This window comes from Streptococcus sp. 400_SSPC, from assembly GCF_001072745.1.
GTDB classification, from domain to species: Bacteria; Bacillota; Bacilli; order Lactobacillales; family Streptococcaceae; genus Streptococcus; species Streptococcus xiaochunlingii.
The window spans coordinates 1-16,725 of record NZ_JVIQ01000054.1; the positions used below are offsets into that span (position 1 = coordinate 1).

General features: G+C 42.1%; 17 protein-coding genes. 13 read left to right on the plus strand and 4 right to left on the minus strand.

What is annotated here, in order from left to right:
* From ADH49_RS06940 to ADH49_RS07000, 12 genes are all read left to right on the plus strand, one after another.
* Nucleotides 1–364: LPXTG cell wall anchor domain-containing protein (locus ADH49_RS06940; RefSeq protein WP_048691057.1), on the plus strand; the 364-nt coding region annotated here is incomplete at its 5' end.
* Between the two features lie 200 nt (nucleotides 365–564).
* A complete protein-coding gene (locus tag ADH49_RS06945) occupies nucleotides 565–876 on the plus strand; it encodes a hypothetical protein (protein WP_048691059.1) in 312 nt (103 codons plus the stop codon).
* 211 nt (nucleotides 877–1,087) lie between these two features.
* On the plus strand, nucleotides 1,088–1,975 hold the full coding sequence (locus ADH49_RS06950) for a DUF4300 family protein (protein WP_048691061.1): 888 nt from the start codon (nucleotides 1,088–1,090) through the stop codon (nucleotides 1,973–1,975).
* Between the two features lie 298 nt (nucleotides 1,976–2,273).
* Nucleotides 2,274–2,663, plus strand: coding sequence for a hypothetical protein (locus ADH49_RS06960; RefSeq protein WP_048691065.1), 390 nt, complete (start codon nucleotides 2,274–2,276; stop codon nucleotides 2,661–2,663).
* A gap of 66 nt (nucleotides 2,664–2,729) precedes the next feature.
* Entirely contained in the window at nucleotides 2,730–3,581 is an 852-nt protein-coding gene (locus ADH49_RS06965) for a CbrC family protein (RefSeq protein WP_048691067.1), read from the plus strand.
* Nucleotides 3,582–3,832: 251 nt separating this feature from the next.
* The gene (locus ADH49_RS06970) at nucleotides 3,833–5,272 is read left to right on the plus strand and encodes a helix-turn-helix domain-containing protein (protein WP_048691069.1); all 1,440 of its coding nucleotides are present in this window, start codon (nucleotides 3,833–3,835) and stop codon (nucleotides 5,270–5,272) included.
* Between the two features lie 238 nt (nucleotides 5,273–5,510).
* A complete protein-coding gene (glpK, locus tag ADH49_RS06975) occupies nucleotides 5,511–7,019 on the plus strand; it encodes a glycerol kinase GlpK (protein ID WP_048691072.1) in 1,509 nt (502 codons plus the stop codon).
* A gap of 33 nt (nucleotides 7,020–7,052) precedes the next feature.
* On the plus strand, nucleotides 7,053–8,879 hold the full coding sequence (gene glpO, locus ADH49_RS06980) for a type 1 glycerol-3-phosphate oxidase (RefSeq protein ID WP_048691074.1): 1,827 nt from the start codon (nucleotides 7,053–7,055) through the stop codon (nucleotides 8,877–8,879).
* Between the two features lie 69 nt (nucleotides 8,880–8,948).
* Nucleotides 8,949–9,650, plus strand: coding sequence for an MIP/aquaporin family protein (locus ADH49_RS06985; protein ID WP_048691076.1), 702 nt, complete (start codon nucleotides 8,949–8,951; stop codon nucleotides 9,648–9,650).
* Nucleotides 9,651–10,360: 710 nt separating this feature from the next.
* Entirely contained in the window at nucleotides 10,361–10,963 is a 603-nt protein-coding gene (locus ADH49_RS06990; RefSeq protein WP_048691078.1) for a hypothetical protein, read from the plus strand.
* Nucleotides 10,964–11,072: 109 nt separating this feature from the next.
* Complete coding sequence (locus tag ADH49_RS06995) at nucleotides 11,073–11,708, plus strand: copper homeostasis protein CutC (protein WP_048691080.1); 636 nt, start codon at nucleotides 11,073–11,075, stop codon at nucleotides 11,706–11,708.
* 76 nt (nucleotides 11,709–11,784) lie between these two features.
* Nucleotides 11,785–12,444, plus strand: coding sequence for an MmcQ/YjbR family DNA-binding protein (locus tag ADH49_RS07000; protein WP_048691082.1), 660 nt, complete (start codon nucleotides 11,785–11,787; stop codon nucleotides 12,442–12,444).
* Between the two features lie 92 nt (nucleotides 12,445–12,536).
* Here ADH49_RS07000 and ADH49_RS07005 read toward each other — a convergent pair whose 3' ends face one another.
* The 4 genes from ADH49_RS07005 to ADH49_RS07020 all read right to left on the minus strand — a co-directional run bounded on the left by ADH49_RS07005 (nucleotide 12,537) and on the right by ADH49_RS07020 (nucleotide 15,789).
* A complete protein-coding gene (locus ADH49_RS07005; RefSeq protein WP_048691085.1) occupies nucleotides 12,537–13,199 on the minus strand; it encodes a hypothetical protein in 663 nt (220 codons plus the stop codon).
* A 139-nt stretch (nucleotides 13,200–13,338) separates the two neighbouring features.
* Nucleotides 13,339–14,607: a PLP-dependent aminotransferase family protein gene (locus ADH49_RS07010; protein WP_048691087.1), complete on the minus strand. Its 1,269-nt coding sequence runs from the start codon at nucleotides 14,605–14,607 to the stop codon at nucleotides 13,339–13,341.
* 88 nt (nucleotides 14,608–14,695) lie between these two features.
* A complete protein-coding gene (gene trhA, locus ADH49_RS07015) occupies nucleotides 14,696–15,343 on the minus strand; it encodes a PAQR family membrane homeostasis protein TrhA (protein WP_048691090.1) in 648 nt (215 codons plus the stop codon).
* Nucleotides 15,344–15,345: 2 nt separating this feature from the next.
* Complete coding sequence (locus ADH49_RS07020) at nucleotides 15,346–15,789, minus strand: DUF1836 domain-containing protein (protein ID WP_192831868.1); 444 nt, start codon at nucleotides 15,787–15,789, stop codon at nucleotides 15,346–15,348.
* A 95-nt stretch (nucleotides 15,790–15,884) separates the two neighbouring features.
* Between ADH49_RS07020 and yaaA the strand changes: the two genes are divergently transcribed.
* The gene (gene yaaA, locus ADH49_RS07025; RefSeq protein WP_048691095.1) at nucleotides 15,885–16,613 is read left to right on the plus strand and encodes a peroxide stress protein YaaA; all 729 of its coding nucleotides are present in this window, start codon (nucleotides 15,885–15,887) and stop codon (nucleotides 16,611–16,613) included.
* Nucleotides 16,614–16,725: the final 112 nt, after the last annotated feature.

The window sequence follows — 16,725 nt, forward strand, 5'->3', positions numbered from 1 at the left end:
AGAAGAAACTACAACAACCACTTCATCAAGCGAAGAAGAAACTACAACAACCACTTCATCAAGTGAAGAAGAAACTACAACAACCACAACAACTACAGCTGAAACCACAACATCTACAACCACTACAACTCCGGAAAAACCAGATAACCATGGTTCAGGTGATGGTGATACAACCACAACAACTACAACCACAACAACAACTCCAGCACCAGGTAACCCTGGCGGAAATGGAGATGGTAACGGTGGCGGACGCAAAGTCCTTCTCCCAAGTACAGGTGAAGTTGCAGCGACCGGATTGATCCTTTCAGGAGCAATTGTTCTTTCAGGAGCAGTGTTGTTGAAACGTAAAATTTCAAATAACTAATATATAACTAACTATAGTGTATTAGCACATTTGATTTAACAATAAAGTCTCAAGAATATAATTCTTGAGGCTTTTTTATGCGGATAATACTGTTGTGCGGTTGATTTTTCCTTTGAGCTAAGGAGAGGTTAAAATTGTACTTTTGATTTCTTAGGTGTATAATGTACTATTAGATACTAATAAGGTAATGAGGCTTTTGAATGGAATTAAAGGATTTTACAGAAAAAGAACAAGAACAAATCAACCAAGGTTTGAGTACAGCTGAGATTTCTGATAAAGAAGCGGCGAAGAAGTTGCTTGCTCTTGTACCGCAAGAATGGATGAAGCGTATTCCATTCTTTGTCAGAGGGCATGCGACAACAAAAACCATCGAACGTGTGGCAATGCGCTATCCTGAACTCTATACCGTGGCCAAGCGCCAAGGAGATCTTCCTGAAAAAGAACGGGAAGAATTGCGGGTCATCATGACAGAAGTTTTTGAAGAAAAGATGAACAAACACAAAATTAAATAAGATTCATTATTCATTGAAGAGCTGGATAGTCTACCAGCTCTTTTTTTGCTACCTATAAAGTTTCTTCATTTCGTGAAAAATAGTTGGAGCTAAGTCAGTTTTAAACTATAATATAGGATAAGGAGATTCGATAGGAAGAAGAAATGAATCATGTTATCAGACGTGATTCCATGTTACAAAATATCTTAGTATATAGAAAAGGAACCAATCTATGAAATCATCTAAAAAAATCATGCTCCTTACTAGCTGTGCTTTGGCAATCTTTACTTTAGCTGCTTGTGGTAGCAACCAAAAGCAATCCAAGGAAAAACAGGCAAGCTCCACAGTGCAGCAGTCCAATTCAGACAAGGACCACTACAAGGGCACCTATAGCAACCTCAATAGCAAGGAAAGCGTCGAAGAAGTGCGGGCTCTTTTATCTGCTTATTTGGATCAGGAAAGTGTAGACAAGTTTCTGGGTCTAGTAACGGACTACGATAGCATTGTCGGCTCTGTTGGCTTGACGGGTGACTTCGGAAAGTTCAAGAAAACAGACTACAATGTTGAGAAGATTAGTGACTTGTGGACCAAGCAGAAGGGCGATTTTGTCGGGACTAACTGCCGGATCAACAGCTATACCTTGCTAAAGAATCGTATCGAGATTCCTAAGATGAAAGCGGATAGTGAACTCTTGTTCGTGGATAATGATGCCATTGACAAAGGGAAAGTCTTCGATGAGGCAGACAAGGAAGCCTTTAACACTCTCTATTCACGGGTTCCGACAGAGGCGACAACGGATGTCAAGGTCCATGCCAAGAAGATGGAAGAGTATTTTGCTCATTTTAAGTTCAATGAAAACGCGCGTATGCTTTCTGTCATCGTTCATGACAATTTAGACGGTAATACTCTTTTTGTTGGTCACGTGGGCGTTTTGGTACCTGCCAAGGAAGGCTATCTCTTTGTCGAAAAACTTACTTTTGAAGAACCTTATCAAGCCATCAAGTTTGCGACTAAAGAAGATGTCTACAAATACTTGGAGACCAAATACCAAGATTACACCGGTGAAGGTCTAGCTAAGCCCTTTATCATGGATAATGAAAAATGGGTTGAAACCAAATAGAATTTCCAGCTAGTTAAGTTTGATGGAATTCCAGCTAAGGAAAGGAGCTAAAGATTAGTAAAAAATGGAGCTACTTTGCTCTAGCCCTTATTCTTATTGGTTTTCTATTAGTTGAAGCAAGTATGTATGTCCTACCCTACATTGAAGGATTAAAAGATTTTGAACTAGTTGCTTTCGGATTTGGAATTTTTCTCTTAGTGGCTGTCATCATCTTATTAATCAAGACTAAAAAGCATACTGATTAAGGCCGAGTCAACAATTGTACTGTGTATTTAGAATTTATGAAGGCAGAAATGGAATGGCAAGTTTAGGATCAGTGCCAGTATTATTAAGTGTTGGTTTTATTGGCTTCTTCAGCATTACGTTATTCGTTCGTCGCTGGTTGGCTAGCCGACGTAGTGGTGGTCCCTTCTTTGCACCCTTCAATATTAACCGAGGCATCTTCTACATTCATGTGCCTTTGTGTTTCAGTCGGCGAATGTTCCCACTGAAAAAGATTAAGCAAATTACCTACTTGCTACTCCGTGGTCGCGCTGGTGGTGGGAGTCGCTATGCTTTCTATATCGAACTCAGAAATGGTAAGACCATTCCCCTCTTTTTTGGGAAAAGCAAGCGCAATGAAGAGCTAGTTGCGAAGTTAAAGCGAAATGCTGGCAGGTATGGGTTTAAAGTACATGATTCACGTTAGAATACAATCATCTGTAGAAATAGAATCTACGATTTGTTTCCTTTAAAAATGAAAGCGAGTAGTCCTATGAACGATTCGATGAAAGAATATATTAGACTTAAAAAGCAGTTCCAAGAACAAGAGAAGGATTCATCCAGCGTGCTGGCTCTCTATGAATTTGCGGATCGGCTTGCCTTACTGGAAACTCCAGAAGCTAAGCAGGTCTTGGTAGATGTCTACCAAGAGTTGGGCTTGTATGCCAGTGCCTTTACTCTCTTCTCAGAGCTGGTAGACAAGTCTGATCGTAAGCAAGTTAAGAAACTTTTCACCTTAGAAAAGATGAGTCTCAGTCATGGCGATCGCTTTGCGCTCCCGCGTCCCTTCACTCAAAAAGAAAAAGAGGCTCACAAGGAGAAAGTCAGTGAATTGCCAACCTTCCGCTATCATCCGGATCCACTAGCGACGGGTGCCTTTAAGGAAGGGGAGCCTAAGACCTGCCCTTCGTGTGGGGAAGACCACACCATCTATTATGCTCTTAGACCTTATTGTGTAGAAGAGCTAAGACATCTCTGTCCAACTTGTATCTCTACTGGTCGTGCTGCCCAAAAGTTTGAAGCAGAGTTTATCCAAGATGCTGATTGGCAAGGGGTCATGGATAAGGAAAAAGACCAGGTCCTCTTCTGTCAAACTCCAGGCTATAGTAGCTGGCAGGGCGAATATTGGCTCTCCTGTTGCCAAGACTACTGTGCCTATCTGGGGACAGTTGGCACTCATGAACTGGAAGAGATGGGCATTGCTGAGCAAGTCTTAGCAGAATACGAGTCACGTAATGAATTTCAGGATGTAGCTGAATACTTAGTCAAGGATGGTTCTATGTGTGGCTATCTCTTTCGCTGTCTACACTGTGAACAATACCATCTTTGGGTTGATGCGGATTAGGGGGGATCTATCTGATTTATCATCCTGTTACGGAGGAAAAATGAGCAAATTATTTTCAAAATCCTAGTAGCCTCTTGGCTAGTGACTATACGAAAATCATAGAGTAGAGTTTTACCTCTCAGCCGATTTCGGTGGGAGGTTTTATAATTTAGAGATTTGTGATATTTAGATAGAGCTGGTAAGCATTATATTTCGACTTTCATAAGTTTTGTGTTATGCTAAAACTAATATCATGGAAGGGTTTTCTGAAAATGCATTTAGCTGATTTAATGGAAAAAAGTGAGGGTGGGCAGTTTTTAATCCTGTCTCAACTGCAAAAGCATTCTCCAAGCAGTCTGTCAGAAGTGATGGCTGAGACGGAATTTTCCAAAGCAACCTTGAACAAATATCTTGCACTGATCAATGACAAGGCCCAAGAAAATCAGCTGGCCCTTTCCATTGAGGTAGTAGATGAAAATCTTCGCCTTCTTGTAGCTTCGGATACTAAGGGGAGAGACATTCGGCGGGTTTTTTTGGACAATTCGATCAAGTACCAACTACTGATCCATTTGCTTTATCATGGCCAGTTTCAAGCTCAGCAACTAGCTCAGGAACTCTTGATTAGTGAAGCGACATTAGGGCGTCATATTTCGGGCTTAAACAAATTATTAGCTGAGTTTCAATTTTCCATCCACAATGGGCGCTTGAAAGGGCCTGAACATAAGATTCGCTATTTTTATTTTGGCTTGCTACGAAAGGTCTGGGCTAGTGCAGACTGGAAACAAGAACTTGACAAGAAAGAAAGACAAACCGAAATTGAAACGTTAGAAGAGCTCTGTGGAGCAAAATTGTCCCAAGGACAACGCTTGGATTTTGTTCTCTGGTCCCATATTACCCAGCAACGACTCAAGGTTAATGCCTGTCAGTTCCGAGAAATTGAACAGAAGATGAAGGGCTATACAGACAATATATTTTATCAACGTTTGTTTCATAGGGTAGACCAGCTCTTTTCAGGGAAACACATTGCTCTTAGCTATGACGATGGAGAGATGTTAGTCCTCTTTGCTTTCCTTGTTACCCATCGGATCCTTCCGCTTCATACCATGGAGTATATCTTAGGATTTGGAGGGGAGATTGGGGCTTTGACTACGCAACTCATTCAAGAGATGAAAACACAGAAGCTTTTAGGAGAATATATCGAGGGCCCAGTGACCTATGAATTGAGTCAAATTTGTGGCCAAGTTTATCTATTTTCTGGCTATTTGCTACAAGACAAGCATAAATTCCAGCTTGAAACGCATCCCCCCTATGGATTTAGTAGCCATGACTATAGAGAAGTAGCTGATTCCATCTTTAACAAACTGCCTTTCTTTTCCCAAGCGACTGCCCTGGATAAAAAAATCAGGTGGGAGTGGCTTCAATTAATGGATTATATCGTGGAGAATAGTGGGCGTCAAATTAAGATTGGTCTGGACTTAACAGTGGGCTATCTAGGCTATACACGGATGACAGAGGTCCTCAAGCGCTACTTGGAGTACAATCGTTTTATTACCATTGAAGCCTTTGATCCAGCTACGGATTATGATTTGATTGTGACCAACAATCCTATTAGCCATAGCAAGCGAATCCCTGTCTATTATTTGAAATATGACTTGGATCTGACAGATTTAGCCAATATTCGTCAGATGATTTATGGGGATGTCAATTCTTAGTAGGTTACAAAGAAGACTTGGGTCTTCTTTTTTGCTGGAAAATGCTTAGATTTGTCTGAAAATTTAATAGAACAGAAGTTTGGAAATCTCTTCTGTCTCAAGCGATTCAAGAGACGCCCCTCATATTTTTTAAAAATGTTAAAAAAATTGATGATTATGAAAGCGGTTTATTTTGTATACTAGAGATTGTAAGGAGTACGACTCCTAAAGAATATTTCTTTTCCCAGGAGGACAGTTCATGTCACAAGAAAAATACATTATGGCCATTGACCAAGGAACAACAAGTTCAAGAGCCATCATTTTCAATAAAAAAGGAGAAAAAGTAAGCTCTAGCCAAAAAGAGTTCACGCAAATTTTCCCTCAAGCTGGTTGGGTTGAACACAATCCAAATGAAATCTGGAACTCTGTTCAGTCTGTTATTGCTGGTTCCTTTATCGAGAGTGGCATCAAACCAGGACAAATCGAAGCTATCGGAATTACCAACCAACGGGAAACAACTGTTGTTTGGGATAAGAATACTGGACTTCCAATCTACAATGCCATTGTCTGGCAGTCTCGCCAAACTGCTCCTTTAGCTGAACAGCTTAAGAGCCAAGGTTATGTCGAAAAATTCCACCAAAAAACAGGTTTGGTCATTGATGCCTACTTCTCAGCAACTAAGATTCGCTGGATCTTGGACCATGTAGAAGGAGCACAAGAACGTGCTGAAAAAGGAGAATTGCTCTTTGGAACCATCGATACTTGGTTGGTTTGGAAGTTGACAGACGGAGCTTCTCACGTAACAGACTATTCAAACGCTGCTCGTACCATGCTTTACAATATCAAAGACCTAAAATGGGACGATGAGATCTTGGAAATCCTCAATATTCCTAAGGCTATGCTTCCAGAAGTGCGTTCCAACTCTGAAATCTATGGGAAAACAGCTCCTTTTCATTTCTACGGTGGAGAAGTGCCTATCTCTGGTATGGCAGGTGACCAACAAGCAGCCCTCTTTGGACAGTTGGCCTTTGAACCTGGTATGGTTAAAAATACTTACGGTACTGGCTCTTTCATCATCATGAATACTGGTGAAGAGATGCAGTTATCTGAAAATAACTTGTTGACTACCATTGGATATGGAATTAACGGGAAAGTATACTATGCCTTAGAAGGATCTATCTTTATTGCTGGTAGTGCCATTCAATGGCTTCGTGATGGTCTACGCATGGTGGAAAGCTCACCTGAATCTGAACAATATGCGCGTGATTCTCACAACAACGATGAAGTTTATGTGGTACCAGCCTTCACAGGTCTAGGAGCACCATACTGGAATCAAAATGCTCGTGGTTCCGTCTTTGGCTTGACCCGTGGGACTACTAAGGAAGACTTTATCAAGGCGACTCTTCAATCCATTGCTTATCAAGTACGGGATATCATTGATACCATGCAAGTCGATGCTAAGACGGCTATTCAAGTCCTTAAAGTGGACGGTGGAGCAGCTATGAATAACTTCTTGATGCAGTTCCAAGCAGATATCCTTGGTATTGATATCGCTCGTGCCAAAAACTTGGAAACAACAGCTTTGGGCGCAGCCTTCCTTGCTGGTCTGTCAGTCGGCTATTGGAAAGACCTAGATGAATTGAAAGAACTCAATGCAACTGGTGAACTCTTTGAGCCTTCTATGAACGAATCTCGTAAAGAACAACTCTACAAAGGATGGAAGAAAGCTGTTAAAGCTACCCAACTCTTTGCAGAAATTGAAGACTAGCCAAGAGTCCAGTAGGATAGAAAGTGAAGAATTATGGAATTTTCAAAGAAAACTCGTGAATTATCGATTAAGAAAATGCAAGAACGCACCCTGGATCTTTTGATTATCGGGGGTGGGATCACAGGTGCTGGGGTAGCCTTGCAGGCAGCGGCCAGTGGTCTTGAAACTGGTTTGATCGAAATGCAGGACTTTGCGGAAGGGACATCAAGCCGTTCAACAAAATTGGTCCACGGTGGACTTCGTTACCTCAAACAATTTGACGTAGAAGTGGTATCAGATACGGTATCAGAACGTGCAGTAGTTCAACAAATTGCTCCTCATATTCCAAAACCAGACCCAATGCTCTTACCAGTCTATGATGAAGATGGGGCAACTTTTAGCCTCTTCCGTCTCAAGGTAGCCATGGACCTCTATGACCTCTTGGCAGGTGTCAGCAATACACCAGCTGCCAACAAGGTCTTGACCAAAGAAGAAGTATTGGCTCGTGAGCCTGAGTTGAAACAAGAAGGTCTTGTCGGTGGTGGGGTATACCTAGACTTCCGTAACAACGATGCTCGTTTGGTGATTGAAAATATCAAACGTGCCAACCAAGATGGGGCCCTCATTGCCAACCACGTAAAAGCAGAAGGATTCCTCTTTGATGAATCTGGTAAGATCACAGGTGTAGTAGCGCGTGATCTCTTGACTGATCAAGTCTTTGAAATCAAGGCTCGTTTGGTGATTAATACAACTGGACCTTGGAGCGATAAAGTGCGTAATCTCTCAAATAATGGAGAGCAGCATTCACAAATGCGTCCAACCAAGGGTGTTCACTTGGTCGTAGATTCAAGCAAGATCAAAGTTTCTCAACCAGTCTACTTTGATACTGGTCTTGGAGACGGTCGTATGGTCTTCGTCTTGCCACGTGAAAACAAAACTTACTTCGGAACGACTGACACGGACTACACTGGTGACTTAGAGCATCCAACAGTAACTCAAGAAGATGTCGACTACTTGTTAGGAATCGTGAATAACCGCTTCCCAGAAGCTCACATCACCATCGATGATATCGAAAGTAGCTGGGCTGGTCTTCGTCCATTGATCTCAGGAAACAGTGCATCTGACTACAATGGTGGAAACAACGGCACTATCAGTGATGAGAGCTTTAATGCTTTGATTGCAACAGTTGAAGGCTATCTTTCTAAAGAAAAATCGCGTGAAGATGTTGAATCAGCAATCAGCCACTTAGAAGGCAGCACTTCTGAAAAACATTTGGATCCATCTGCTGTTTCTCGTGGATCAAGCTTAGACCGCGATGACAATGGTCTTTTGACCCTGGCTGGTGGGAAGATTACAGACTACCGCAAGATGGCTGAAGGAGCTATGGAGCGTGTCTTGACCATTCTCAAGGAAGAGTTCGACCGTCAGTTCAAATTGATTAACTCTAAGACCTATCCAGTATCAGGTGGAGAAATTAACCCGACGAACGTGGATTCTGAAATCGAAGCCTTTGCTCAACTTGGCGTATCTCGTGGCTTGGATAGCAAGGAAGCTCACTACCTAGCTAACCTATACGGTTCCAATGCACCTAAGGTCTTCGCCCTTGCTCATAGCGTGGAACAAGCACCTGGATTGAGCCTAGCAGATACCTTGTCACTTCACTATGCAATGCGCAATGAATTGGCACTTAGCCCAGTTGACTTCCTTCTTCGTCGGACGAACCACATGCTCTTCATGCGCGATAGCTTAGATGCGATAATCGAACCTGTTTTGGATGAAATGGGATGCTTCTATGAATGGTCAGAAGAAGAAAAAGCTGGCTACCGAAAAGACTTGCAAGTCGCTTTGGAAAACAATGACTTGGCAGCATTAAAAAATTAAGAAAAACAAAAAGGGGTTGGAAAGGAGAATATCTGACCGGCCCCTCTTTATAATGGAGAAATAAATCATATGAAAGAATTATTTGGTGAATTTTTAGGGACCTTAATCCTGATTCTTTTGGGAAATGGGGTTGTAGCAGGAGTGGTTCTTCCAAAAACAAAAAGCCATAACTCAGGTTGGATCGTCATTACCCTTGGTTGGGGGATTGCGGTTGCAGTGGCAGCCTTTATCTCTGGCAAGTTAAGTCCGGCACATTTGAATCCAGCGGTGACAATTGGGGTTGCTCTTAATGGTGGACTAGCTTGGGCATCTGTGATTCCTTATATCATCGCTCAATTCGCTGGAGCCATGGTTGGGCAAGTCCTTGTCTGGTTACAGTTCAAACCGCATTACCTAGCAGAAGAAAATCCTGGAAATATCCTTGCAACCTTCAGCACAGGTCCAGCTATCAAAGACACTACTTCCAATCTAATCAGTGAAATCCTTGGAACCTTTGTTTTGCTATTAACCATCTTTGCACTTGGTCTTTATGACCTTCAAGCAGGACTTGGTACTTTTGCCGTTGGTACCTTGATTGTAGGGATTGGTTTGTCTCTCGGTGGAACGACAGGCTACGCTCTCAACCCAGCTCGTGACTTAGGACCTCGTATCATGCACAGCCTCCTTCCTATTCCTAACAAAGGAGATGGCGACTGGGGTTACGCTTGGATCCCAGTAGTTGGGCCAATCATTGGATCAGTACTAGCAGTAGCAGTCTTTAAAATGTTTTAAAAAAAGAAAGAGAGTGGGACAGAAATCGGTAATTCGTTAGAATTTGATTTCGTCGTCCCACCTCCGCACAGTTGAGTAGGGCTGTAAAAGCTGATAAAATCAGCGTAGTAGAGCCCACTCAACCACTGCGTCTTGCTCGATAATCGAAAGACAATTGAGAGGCTAGGACTTTTGTCCCAGCCTCTTTTAAAATACTGTATCAGCTAAAGAGAGCTTTGTACGTTCTAACTTAAAACAAGCTATAAGAAATGTAAAAAGCGATAAAGAAAATAATGATGGCAATAATGTATTGAACCGGCTTAGGTAGGTTATTCAATTTATCCATGAATTCTTTCATTGTTTGATCTCCTTATTGTTTGATTCTCTTATGATTAGTGTAGCATGAAATAATCCCCAAAACAATAGGCAAAATAAGTGTTTTTGTTAAGAAAATACTCCTAGTTATTCACCAGTCATCTTATTTAATTTAAAATCGCTCATGAGGTTGGTAAGAATGTTGGTAAAGATGACGAATGGGGGATGCAATTCCATTAAGATAAAACTAGAGGTTGGGACCTTGTACAGCCTCTTTTCTTATGTGCACCTTATTCCTCTCGTTCGCTTTTTTTGAAAAATTAGGGTAGAATAGAAGTCATATTTTGAAAAAGAATAGATCAATAGTGATAGAGAAGAATTCTCTTCTATCCAACAAAATGAAAAGAGGTGACCATATGTGGAAATGGATCAAACGACTTATCGGACTGACCTTCCTCCTAGTGATTGTCTTAGCAGTTTTCTTGATTCCGGCAAAAGTTTCGACTCAAGAACAATTTAAAAATGTAACAGTAAATACTTCGCTGGTAGATCTGGCCCAAGAAGGTCTTTCTACAGCAGACGTAACCTCATCAGGCCTCCAAACAGAGATTCAGCTGAATTCTCCTCAATTGCGCCAAGTTATTAAAGGAATGCTCGGAGAGGTGTCGGATGAAACTCTCCTCAATACAGCAGTTGCTATGAATGGAGACTACATCAATGTTCAGGTGCCGATTGAACTTGGACCGGTAGAAACCATGGTGAGCATGGACTATACAGCGAGTGTGACGGATCAACAATTGACTTTAAACCTAGAACGGGCCCGTCTTGGGCATCTCCCAATTCCACGTGCCTTGGTCGCTTCTAAGATTGCTGAAAAAGTTAACCAAGAGGGAACCGGAGCTACCATGACAGGTAATCAAATCCAATTGACCTTGCCGACAAGTGGCTATCAAATCCATTCTGCGAAGGTCGAAAAAGGGAACATGGTTCTACAAATCATCGTTCCAATTTCCTATTAAGCATCAACCATTGGTTTCTGACGAGGCCGATGGTTTTTCTGTTTGACAAAGCCCAGAAAAAAGAGTAAGGTAGAACGAGAAAACGATTTCAGAAACAGGGAGATTTAAAATGCCACTATATGAATTTTGTGCAGAAAACATAACTCTTTTAGAAAAAGCTTTTCAAGCAGAAGCGCGACGAGTAGAACTATGTGATAACTTAGCGGTAGGAGCTACGACTCCTAGCTATGCTGTGATCAAAGAGGCTGTGAGGCTTGCTAAAGAGTATCAGGCCAAGGTTATCGTCATGATTCGTCCACGAGGTGGAGATTTTGTATACTCTGATCAAGAGCTAGACATTATGTTAGAAGATTGGAAAGTTGCCCGTGACCTGGGTGTTGATGGCTTGGCGGTAGGTGTCTTGACTGCTGACAATCAGCTGGATAAAGACGCTATGCTTCGTTTCATCCAAGCTAGCCAAGGATTTGAATTGACCATGCATATGGCATTTGATCAGATTCCTCTAGAAGATCAAGCGTCGACGATCGAGTGGATGAAGGAAGTGGGCGTGACCCGGCTATTAACGCGAGCTGGCAGTCCAGAAACAGACTTAGAACAACGTTTAGCGCGCTACGAAGAGTATGCTAAGTTAGCGGATGGCCAGGTAGAAATCTTGGCAGGTGGCGGTGTCTCCTTGGAGAATCGTCAGCTTTTCCTTGACGTTCCAGGAGTGGATCAGGTCCATGGGACCCGAGTTGTCTTTTAAATCTATATGAGTTGAGGACCATTCTCAACTCATTTTTTGCTTCTTTTTGGTATACTGGAGAAGAAGGAGTAGACCAGTGTTTTTACCGGATTATTTTGAGAAATATAGTATAGATAAAGAAAAAGCCCTGGCTTATGGGTTTTCAGAGCAGGGAGAGGACTATCACTATGAGCAACTAATCCTCGATGGAGACTTCAAGCTCTATGTGACTGTCCAAGGTAAGGAAGTGGATTTTTGGTTAGTGGATCAAGAAACAGGTGACGACTATATGCAGCTCCATATGGACCAGATGGTGGGTCAATATGTGGGGCAAGTCAGAGAAGCCTGTCAGCAGGCCTTAGAAGATATAAGAAAGTCTTGTTTTGCTGTCAAAGATTTTATGTATCCACAGACCAAGCGCTTGGTGGATTGGATCAGTCAGCAGTATGATCGTCCCCTCGAATATCTATGGGACCGCTCACCGGACTCGGGCGTCTTTCGTCATCAAAAGGATCTCAAATGGTTTGGCGTTCTTATGAAGATTGACTGGTCCAAGCTTGATGTGAAACAAGAAGGGAAGATTGAGGTCTTAAATCTTAAACTGGACCAGGTCAGCCAACTCTTAGAAGAGGCTCCTTTCTATCCGGCCTACCATATGAACAAGAAGTACTGGATCAGCATTCCCTTGGATGAACGAGTAGAGGATGATCATCTTTTTGAGCTTGTGGCCAAGAGTTGGGCCTTGACCAAGAAGTAAGGGTTGAACCCAATTAATTTGTGAAAGTGATTAAAACATAAAAAAGAATGTTGAGGGGTCAACATTCTTTTTTAGTAGTGAATTTCCTGGCCTTATTGCTCTTTGGTCAATGAGAAGTGGAAATCTCTGTAATTGCTATAGTCAAAATCTGTATTGATATCTGTTGTGAAGGCTATCGGAGTATAATGACCTTCCTCAAGAATAAATCCTGGTTTGAAGCGGAAATTTGCTACTCCTAATCCAGTAATACCAGGAAGTAGTGCATCTGCGCCATTAAGACCTTCTGACTCCCAGTAATAGACATTACCAGATGCTTGAATAGCTCTTGCAGTATAGGTAGCTGTGCGTGTTGGTTCACTATCATTTTTAAAGCTAACGACAGTTGTAATATCTCCATTGGCTTCAATAGTCATTTTGATGCTATCCGCCTGAGGGCTAGATCCTACCCATGTGCCGACAAGATCTGACGGAACAACTGCTTGATCAGATGAAGATGTATCTTCTGCCTTGTTCGGTTCAGTTGAAGCTGGTGGGTTACTTGCCTGACTTGAAGATTCAGTTCCTACTTTTGCTTGAGAAGTAGAAGCTGTAGCTTTTTTATTCAAGCTAGCTTTTGGCTTTTTCTCAACTTTTGAGCTAGAAGCTTTTTCGGATGAGGAAGTTGTTTTATCTTTTGAGCCACACCCTCCCAAAGCAAGTCCAAGTGATGCAGCCACAAGAGAGGCTGCAGTCCAACGAATCAAAGATCGTTTCATAATATCACCTCTTTATCTTTCTGACTTAGATTATACTCCTATTGTTACAGATGTCAAGTGTTTTTTGTAATAATTGTAATTTTTTTGTAACATAGTTTTATATATACAATAACTCAAGAAATAGAAAGGATAGGATGAATCATAGATAAGCGATAATTTGGGGTAAAACCTCTTCCAGTTTGTCCTGATTGATACGGGCAAAGGCATAGGGACAGCTTTTAATATAGGCAGATTCGAAGAAGTGGAGAGGGAGACCGCTATGTTTCAGTCGAGCGACCGAAGGGACCTGTCTTAAATCTAGTAAAACACCTCCAATGACCGGCCATACGGGGACGGACAGGGAATGTTGGTGGAGTAAGGAAGCAGCTTGCTCTTTTTGGATGACTTGCTGTTGGTGAAGGAGCCCTTTATTTTTGGCAAACATGCCATTGTCAATGTAGAGGCTCAAGGCCTTCTGCATGACCAAGTTGCTTTCATAGTCGAGTGTACCCTTAAGTTTTAAGACAGGGGAAAGAAGCGCTTGGGGGAGGACCATAGAAGTGATGCGGAGGGCAGAAAAGAGGCTAGTAGAAAAAGACTTGATGTAGATAACCCGGTCGGATGCATCCAGATAATGAAAGCTAGGAGAAAAATGTGGTTCATAATCCCCCAAGTAATCGTCCTCGACAATGTAGACATCATAGAGCTCTGCTAAGGCCAATATCTGTTCCTTCTCTTGCTTGCTATAACTATGTCCCAGCGGGTAATGGTAGCGAGGAATGGTATAGAAAAATTTGATCTTGCCACTTTTGAAAATGGCTTCTAGTTGCTCAAAGTCAATCCCTTGAGGCAAGCGCTTTATGCTTTGATAAGGCAAGTCTTGCTCCTGAATTAATTTGTTGATACGATAGTAGGTTGGTTGCTCTACTAAGATTTCTTCTTTTTGGTTCGGGAAGGTGACCTGGCTTAAGAGGTAGAGGGCTTGCTGGGTTCCTGAGGTGATAACGATTTGTTGCTCCTGGGTATAAATCGCATCTTCACGAAGAAGGGAGGCAATAGACTGACGGAGATCGACTAGACCTTCCTGCTTTTCATAGTAGTTGAAGAGGTAATTGTCACGACCGACAAGGGTTTCGTTGATACAAGTCCGAAAGTCTTCAAAGGCCTGGAAGCGATCTTCCTTGAGGCGAAGAGGCAGGTCGATGTGTTTTCCAGTCTCTTCCTCCAAGACATAATAGCCACTTTGGGGCTTGGCATAGATGTAGTTCTTGTAGCTGAGCTCGAGCAGGGCTCGTTGGACGGTATCCTTACTGCAGGCATACTGACTGGCTAGTTGGCGAACGGAAGGCAGGCGGTCTCCAGTTTTTAGGATCCCCTGGTCAATCTGGTTTTTTAATGTTGTAAAAATTTTTTGGTATTTGGTCGTCATAACTGTCCCCGTACAATTTTTCTTTATTGTAGTCAATTGGGTGTAAAAAAGCAACTAAAAAGTGACTCCCTATAAGAGAGTCACTGTCTTACATGACATAAACAATCGCGATATATTGGAGAGCAGAAGCTGCTAAGATGAAGAGGTGCCAAATCATGTGGAAATAAGGTTTCTTTTTGGCGTAAAATCCAGCTCCAACTGTGTAGCATAGGCCACCCATCAACATCAAACCCCAGAAGGTTGGACTTGTTTGGCTAATGATCTGCGGGATGATGAAAATCACCAACCAACCCATAATCAAATAGAGGGCCAGACTGAATTTTTCATTTACCCTCTTAGCAAAAATTTTGTAGAGTATCCCAAAGATGGTCGTCCCCCATTGAATCAGGATAATGGCATAGCCGAACCAGTTGTTCATGAGAGAAAGAACGACGGGTGTGTAGCTACCTGCAATGGCAATATAAATCATGGAGTGATCGATGATCCGAAGGACATACTTCTGAGGAGAGTCATAGGCCATAGCATGGTAGATGGTCGATGAGAGAAACATGAGAAAGAGACTGATGACAAAAATCGAAGTCCCGACAGCTGATAGAGTCCCATGTGTTTCATAACTATAAATAGCAGAAGTTGGTAAGAGAAAGAGCATCAAAACGGCACCGACTGCATGGGTGATACTATTTGCGACTTCCTCTCCAAAGGATAATCGTTTACTTAATTTACTAGCATAATTCACTTTTATTTTTCCTCCTCAGAATGAACATGGATATAGGATAGGGTTTCTTGGTAGAGTAGCACGGTACGACAGGCAGATTCGATAATAGGGGCCAAAGGTTTTTTTTCCTCATGTAGGAAGTCTACAAAACTATTATAGAGGTCTGCGGAATCAGCTTGACTCTGCAAGAGGTTCAAGGTGGCTGCAATCTCCTGGATGGAGAAGACCGTTTTTAAGGTCGTAATTGCAATGAGGCGGGCAACCTGCTGTCGCTTGTATTTCTTCTTATCTGGTTTTGGCAGGTAACCGTGTTTAACGTAATTATTGACCATGGAGGCTGTCAAGCCCTTGTCTGTTTCTGAGATAAAAGGTGCACACACCTTATTGACATAGAGGAGAACTTGGTCCAAATAAAGATCAATATCAGGAATTTCTTCCCACTTGGGATAACTGTAGTTGAATAAAATAGTTGTTACCTCTTTGATATCTAGTTTTCGTAACTAGATGATAACATGTTGATGATTTTATGTCAAGCGAAAGTGAAATATGGTACAATTATTCTATGAAACTATTAATTCCAACTGCAAAAGAAATGAATCTGGATACCTTAGAAAAAATGGGGAATCCTGTATCAAATGAGACACAAGCGGTCATTGATGCCTTAGCTTCATTATCTCTAGAAGAGTTAGCCTTGCTTTATAAGATTTCTGAAGAACGAGCAAGTGAAGAAGAGCAACGGATCCAAGCGCTCAAGTCGGGTACAGCTAAGACCTATCCAGCTTTGAAGCTCTTTGACGGCCTCATGTATCGGAATATCCGACGGGCAGACTGGACAAAGGAAGAAGAAGCTTACGTGCAAGAGCACCTTTTGATTACCTCAGCTCTTTATGGAGTGATTCCGGCACTTGCTCCGATTGCTCCCCATCGTTTGGACTTTCTAATGAAGCTCAAGGTCCAGGGGAAATCCTTAAAGACTTTTTGGAAGGCTAGCTATGATCAAGCCCTTCAAGATGAAGACCTCGTTATTTCTTTACTTTCCAGTGAGTTTGAAACCGTCTTTTCTAAGGAGATTCAAGATCGGATGGTTACCTTTAAATTTCTAGAAGAGAAAAATGGTCAGTTGAAGGTTCACTCAACGATTTCTAAGAAAGCGCGTGGGGCTTTTGTGATAGCCTTACTAGAGAAGCAGATTACGAAGGTCGAAGAGATGAAGCAGTTAACCTTTAATGGCTTTGCATACCAGTCTGACTTATCGTCTGAAAAACAATTAGTCTTTGTGAAATATGAGTAAGTAAAAGAGAGTGGGACAGAAATCGGTAATTCGTTAGAATTCGATTTCATCGTCCCACCTCCGCACAGTTGAGTAGGGCTGTAAAAGCTGATGAAATCAGCGTAGTAGAGCC